Below are 6,670 nucleotides of genomic sequence, written 5' to 3'. Positions count from 1 at the left end.
TAAATACGCACCCTACAAGTTTTACTATTAAATCTTACTTTCGACTTTTAATTTTAGATTTTCTAGACATTACTATCCTCATTAAATAATGTTTCTAAATTACGATAACCGCTAATAATCCGAAGAATAACAATAGCCTTCATCATGAGGATAATAAAAGATCATATAATCTTTGACTAAAAACCCCCTTAAATTTGGTCTAATTTTTGAATAGGATTTCCCCATTTTTGGAAAATTAGCAAATAATTTACATTTTTGGCGAATTGTGTCAAATAGGTTACTAGCAGAACGAGAATTATTTTTGGCAAGATAATCACAAATTTCATTAATGTCTTTAATTGCATCCTCAGAAAATTGATACTTTGCCATTAGTCTAATCCATATTCATTTTTTAATCTAGCTTGTAACTCCTCAAAAACTAATTCTCCATCTTTCACATTTCCCGCTAAAATTTGTTCAGTTGCACTATCAATTTTTTTGCGTAATTCCTCTAGTTGACTATCAACTTCATTATGATCTTCAGCTAAAATAATAATTTCAACTTTTTGACCAAAAAATAAGGTCTCAAGCCTCCCCTTTCAAGGGGATGAAAAAAAAATAAAGTTCAATATTTCAAGCCTCTGACTTTCCTACGGAATGCTGCGCAAACAGGCAGAGGTACTGATAACTGATAACTGATAACTGAAATGACCTGCTGTAAATGGCAAATCTGATAAAACCAACTGCTGAGGGTTATCAATTATTACATATTTTTTGTAAGCATTCATCGGTTTAATTCACTCCTTCTAAAAATCTAACTTTTGATTTGGACTTTTTGACTTTTAACTTTTAACTTTTAACTTTTGACTTTTGACTTTTGAATTTTTAACTTTTGAATTCTGACTTTTGGATTTTGAATTTTAACTTTTGAATTTTTAACTTTTGACTTTTGACTTTTGACTTTTAACTTTTTAACTTCTGACTTCATAAAGACTTCTGACTTCATAAACGCTCGACTAGAATTAAAAATAGCAATTAACGCCACACCAACATCAGCAAATACCGCTTCCCAAATATTTGCCAACCCTGCTATTCCCAACAAAATAAACAACCCCTTTACTCCTAAAGCAAAACCAATATTTTGCCAAACAATGCGACGCGTTTTCCTGCCGATCTCTATTGCTTCAACAACCTTAGAAGGAGCATCACTCATAATTACAACATCTGCAGTTTCAATTGCAGCATCCGAACCCATGCTACCCATCGCCATACCAACATCAGCACGGGCAATAACCGGAGCATCATTAATTCCATCACCAACAAAAGCAACTTTCCCATTATTTTGATGGAGTAATTTTTCAACGGCATTAACTTTATCTTCTGGCAATAATTCAGCTTCATAACTATTTATACCTAAATTTTCTGCCACCTTTTTAGCAACTGTTTGATCATCTCCCGTTAACATGACAGTGTTTTCTACACCCAATTTTTTCAAAGATTTAATTGCCTGAGCAGCATCTAATTTAATTTTGTCAGATATGAGGATATAACCAACATATTTACTATCAATTGCTAAATGAACTACAGTATCTCCAAGATTGCAACGATCGTGTTGAATATTTTCTAAATGTAACAGGCGCTCGCCTCCTGAAATAACTGTTTTATTACCAACTTTTGCCTTAATTCCATACCCAGCAATTTCTTGATATTCTGACACATCAGAATAATCAATTTTCCGATAATTATATTTATAAATTGCTTGGGCAATAGGATGATTTGATAAAGATTCAACCTTAGCTGCTACTTCGATTAAATCTGGTTTAGTCAAGCCATTTTTTGTCACAATATCTGTCACTTGAAGTTTACCTTCTGTTAAAGTTCCAGTTTTATCAAATACCACAGTTTTAATAGCCGCTAAATCATCTAAAAATGTAGAACCTTTGACTAATATTCCTCGTGTTGCCGCTCCACCAACTCCACCAAAATAACCCAAAGGAATGCTAATTACCAATCCACAAGGACAGGAAACTACTAATACAATTAAAGCTCTGTTTATCCAATCTGTATAAGTAGCACCGGAAATAAATAGAGGAGGCAGAAGAGCGATCGCTAAAGAAATAAAGACAACTACTGGGGTATAGTACCTGGCAAAAGTTGTCATAAATCTTTCAGTTTTAGATTTTTTAGTTTTGGCAGTTTCAACTAACTCTAAAATCTTGGAAATTGAAGATTCAGAAAATGGTTTAGTAACGTAAATAGTTAATACTCCCGTTTGGTTAACCATGCCTGCTAATATTGTTTGCCCAGCTGTAAATTTTTTAGGTATTGATTCTCCAGTCAAAGCAGAAGTATCAACTTGAGAAATTCCAGAAATAATTTCACCATCTAAGGGAATTTTTTCTCCTGGTTTAACAACTATCTCACTACCAACTTCTACTATTTCAGGAGATACTTTTTGTAGAGAACCGTTAAATTTTAAATTTGCATAATCTGGACGAGTTTCTAATAATGACTTGATCGAACCACGGGAACGTTTTACAGAATATCCTTGGAATGTTTCGCCTATTTGATAAAACAACATTACTGCCACTGCTTCCGGCAATTTATTAATAGCAATCGCTGCCAATGTAGCTACAGTCATTAAAAAATTTTCATCAAATATTCTACCTCTCAAAATATTTTTTCCAGCAGTAGCAAATATAGTCCGACCACTATATATATAGATAGGAATAAATATTACATATTTTCCGATGCCATAAATATTATTTTGTAATTGTTGATAGAAAATCAAGCCTAAAATATAGATGATAATGACGGGAAGTAGAGGTAAAATTTCCTGTTTTAAACTTGACTGTTGAATAGGTAGATTAGGGCCGGTATCGTTTTCTTCATCATGACAGCTACAACAACGAGAATTATTTTGATTTCTCATTTTTATTCTGCTCCTCAAGCAAGACAATTTTTGATTGTAAATATTATAATTAATTCAGTTCAAAATTAATGCAAGTAGGTAGGCACGAAAAAAACTCAGTATGTAACAAAAAGTAAAGTAGCTCTGAAACCTCTACCCTCTCTTGGTGCGCATTCCCTCTCTTGGTCAGCATTCCCTTGCGTCTGACGCCGACGCGGGATCTGACCGCTTGCGTCTGATGCCGACGCGGGGTCACCGCTTCTGCCCTCTGCCTCCTGCCTTCATATCAAGTTGACACTAAACCTGCTGCTTGTAATGCTTCCCAGACTCTGCTTGAACACATCTGTGGTGTTAGAGTAGCGATCGCCAACCACTGAATACCCAAAGGTCCTACCTCTGGATCGTCACTACTAAGATTAGTTGGTTTCGGTTCCACCCTACACTTATAGATAATATTTAAACTATGAAGTACCTTCCCCTCTCCTTGAGGAAAAAATTTCTCTGCTATTGTTAGTAGTCCCTCTACTTGAAAATCAGTAATTCCTGTTTCTTCTCTAATTTCCCGCCCTAGTCCCTCCATCAGTGTCTCTTGTGGTTGCAGTCCCCCTCCTGGTAAGTCCCAACAATTAGGTTCTGGATCTGTCATTTGATGCAACAACAAAACTTGATTGTCTACGATGAATAACCGTTCTACTAAACTTACCCAAACTTACCCATACATGGTTGCATGAGCTTTGGAGCTAGCTTCCTGCTTTGCGTTCCGCAATGCTGCGCAAACACTGAAGACCACTGACCGCAGTCTGTAACTTATCTTCTCCACAGGCTTAAATTCGCTTGGAACTCAAGCTACTGATTCACATAGTTTTTCAGGTTGATAGCAGCATTAAAATCTCTGTCAGCTTCAAAACCGCATTCACTACATTCATAAGTTCTCAAGTTTAACGGCATTTTCTGTTGATGACCACAATGAGAACATAGTTGAGAACTTGGATAAAATCTATCTGCTATCACTAACTTACTTCCATACCACTCACACTTATATGTAAGCTGACGCTTGAACTCATAAAAGCCACAGTCTGCTATGGCACTTGCTAGTTTATGGTGTCTTGGTGCGCGTTCCCTCTCTTGGTCGGCGTTCCCTTGCGCCTGTCGGCGGCGCGGGGTCCGACCGCTTGCGACTGGCGTCGTCGCGGGGTCGCACCGCTTTTTGAGCATTCCACTCACATTCAAATCCTCAATTACTATGGTGCTGTGGTTTTTAGCTAACCATGAAGTGAGTTTATGTAGTGCATCTGCTCTGATATCAGCTACTTTTTTGTGAACCTTTGCTAGTTTTTTTACTGCTTTGCGTCTGTTTTTGGAACCAATAACTTTTTTACTGACTGCACGTTGATGACGAATTAATTGTTTTTTGGCTTGCCTGTAGGCTTTGACATTAGCAAATTTGCTGCCATCAGAACAGGTTGCTAATGTATTTATGCCTATATCTACACCAATAGTTTCTTCAACTTTTTCTGTTGGTACGGGTTCAATATCATATTTAAAACTGATGTACCAATTATCTGCTCTTTTGGATATTCTGACATTTTTTACTTTGCAATTCGGCAAGATTTCGTAAGTTTTTACTACTCCTATTCTGGGTAATTGTATGTAGTTTCCTTGGAAAATCTTAATACTTCCTTCTAAGTAAAAGCTGTCTTTTCTACCTTTTTTCTTAAAGAGTGGGAATCCACGGCTCGGAATAGTTAGAAAGTTTTTAAATGCCCTTTCTAAATCTCTTAATGCTTGTTGAGGGGCACATTTAGATACCTCATAGTACCAGGGATTAATTGATTTGACTTCGGCTACTAAACGCTTATGCAGGGTGATGGCGCTTGGGCGTTTTTTAGTTTCTTCGTACTCAGTAATACAAGTTGCTAACCCCCAATTATAAGCATGACGAGCTACTCCTGCGTGTTTGGCAAGTAGTGTTTTTTGCTTATTATTAACTTTTAATTTAGTCTTAATTGATTGCATTTCAATTGATTGGCCACCTCTTTTAAGACTTTAATAAGTTAGACATAAATCTAGTATATCACAGTAAATGTCTATTTATGTTAAATTTTGCCCAATTATTTTAATACTGTTGATAGCCCCAATACTGCGACTCTCAGTCTTACTTCTGTTTCCATATATTTGAATTAATATCAACTCAACTTCTTTCAGATATTAAGTTGAAGTCTAGTTATTTGGCAATTGTATTTGAGCTTATGAAAATGCGATCGCCTTACTAAATAGACATCTGGCGAGCATCAAAAATTAAATCAATCCCATACGCATAAATCATCAATTCTTTTCCCCTACTCCCTACTCCCTACTCCCTCTTTTCCGGAGAGGTCTAATAGTAATACTTTGATTTAAGTAGACAGGCATGAACAGAACTAAGTATATAACAAAAAGTAAAGTAGTTCTGAAACCTCTTCCCTTCTGCCCTCTGCCTTCTGCCTTCATCTTTGAGTTGGATAATATGTCATCTTCAAGACTTTCACAAAAAAGTTTTCAGTAAGCCATAACTCTTAATAAACTTCTTACTAAATAGTAATACTTTGGTTTATCTCATTTATCTATAAATTAAAAACAATAGTTCTAGTCTTTTCCCTGAGACTCAAAGTGTATCAGAATTGCTTCAATAATTTTAGGCCAGATGCAACCTTTGAAAAAAATATCAGAAAAAATCCTCATAGCTGAATACATAAGATCGAATTCTCTACATTAACACTCAAATATATAACTTTTTTTTATGAATTATATTTTTAAAGTCTTTGTTTAGTTATATTTTAGATATTTGTAGAAAAACTTTAGCAGTTTGTTTCTCAAAAAAATGATTTATGTTAGGATTAATATATGATACAAATTCCCAATTTTTATTGGTAATGTATATCAGACTGCATTTTGTTAAGATACAGGCTATAAATGGTTGATTGTATCGGATTAACCCAACTGGTAGTTCCAGATTTTACCCTATTGAGATACCAAATTAGGGGATGCCATTATCTATAATTAAAGCAATAATAAAGATATAGAGAGACAAAAAATTACAGCTAGGGGGTATCCATGATGATTGATTTTGAGGGGTTTTACATTTTACTAATAGCTACAGTTTACTTGGGACTAATTTACTTAGCATTAAGGTGGATTCCAAATAGAATTAAGAAACTTGGCTAGTTTTGGAGGCTAATTAGGATAGGGGATCGAGGTAAAAACTTTATTCTAATAAATATTATTATTAGAGCAACTGCCTATTAACCCCATCCTCGATCGGCAAAATATTTTATTAGAGTGCCCGATCGTATTAAGAAAAGTAAATAAGTAAAAATACTTGTTATAAGATTAATTATCTAATTTTTTTAAGGGCACAGAAAGAAACAAACCAAATTCTTGAGCAATATTACAACTCACTCTGGCATGAACCTTACCTTGGCAATTATAAAAGCTAGGTTCTGGAGTTAGTGGAAAAATTGCTTCATGCCAAATATTAGGGTGTATATATAATCCCTGTGTACCATCAAAATAAAAAGCTTTAAAATCTTCTGGTTTCACATCATCACCAGCTAAAGCCAAAGGTACAACAAATGGGGAACTATTCAGAGGAAAAAATAATTGCCCACTGTCTGGGTAATAATTTGTATGCCATAACAAAACACAAGAACGATCTAATTTTTCCTGGGGAATTTTTTGAGCTTCCCCAGGATTTTTTGACCAACCAAATAAATATTGATCGTTTACCGCTTGGTTTCTACC

Annotated in this window: 6 protein-coding genes; all 6 read right to left on the bottom strand. The window is 35.1% G+C overall.

Going from position 1 to position 6,670, the window contains the following annotated elements; translation table 11 throughout:
* Positions 1-111 precede the first annotated feature (111 nt).
* On the bottom strand, positions 112-369 hold the full coding sequence (locus AC3DU7_RS20930) for a type II toxin-antitoxin system RelE/ParE family toxin (protein WP_488041233.1): 258 nt from the start codon (positions 367-369) through the stop codon (positions 112-114).
* Positions 370-629: 260 nt separating this feature from the next.
* Positions 630-767: a hypothetical protein gene (locus AC3DU7_RS20925; protein ID WP_488041232.1), complete on the bottom strand. Its 138-nt coding sequence runs from the start codon at positions 765-767 to the stop codon at positions 630-632.
* A 68-nt stretch (positions 768-835) separates the two neighbouring features.
* Positions 836-2,911 (bottom strand): heavy metal translocating P-type ATPase, encoded by a 2,076-nt coding sequence (locus AC3DU7_RS20920; protein ID WP_488041231.1) that lies wholly within the window; start codon positions 2,909-2,911, stop codon positions 836-838.
* Positions 2,912-3,176: 265 nt separating this feature from the next.
* Entirely contained in the window at positions 3,177-3,569 is a 393-nt protein-coding gene (locus tag AC3DU7_RS20915; protein WP_488041234.1) for an NUDIX domain-containing protein, read from the bottom strand.
* 167 nt (positions 3,570-3,736) lie between these two features.
* Positions 3,737-4,906: an RNA-guided endonuclease InsQ/TnpB family protein gene (locus AC3DU7_RS20910; protein ID WP_488041230.1), complete on the bottom strand. Its 1,170-nt coding sequence runs from the start codon at positions 4,904-4,906 to the stop codon at positions 3,737-3,739.
* A 1,353-nt stretch (positions 4,907-6,259) separates the two neighbouring features.
* The coding region (locus AC3DU7_RS20905) for an ureidoglycolate lyase (protein ID WP_488041229.1) at positions 6,260-6,670 on the bottom strand (411 nt) is incomplete at its 5' end.

This window comes from Okeania sp. (assembly GCF_983059655.1).
The sequence above is the reverse complement of the archived record's forward strand: the minus strand, read 5'-3'. Positions and strand labels throughout refer to the sequence as shown.

Excerpts from the sequence above, each read along its gene's own strand:
- AC3DU7_RS20925 (WP_488041232.1), bottom strand. The coding sequence starts at position 767 with ATGAATGCTTACAAAAAATATGTAATAATTGATAACCCTCAGCAGTTG.
- AC3DU7_RS20920 (WP_488041231.1), bottom strand. The coding sequence starts at position 2,911 with ATGAGAAATCAAAATAATTCTCGTTGTTGTAGCTGTCATGATGAAGAA.
- AC3DU7_RS20910 (WP_488041230.1), bottom strand. The coding sequence starts at position 4,906 with ATGCAATCAATTAAGACTAAATTAAAAGTTAATAATAAGCAAAAAACA.
- AC3DU7_RS20930 (WP_488041233.1), bottom strand. The coding sequence starts at position 369 with ATGGCAAAGTATCAATTTTCTGAGGATGCAATTAAAGACATTAATGAA.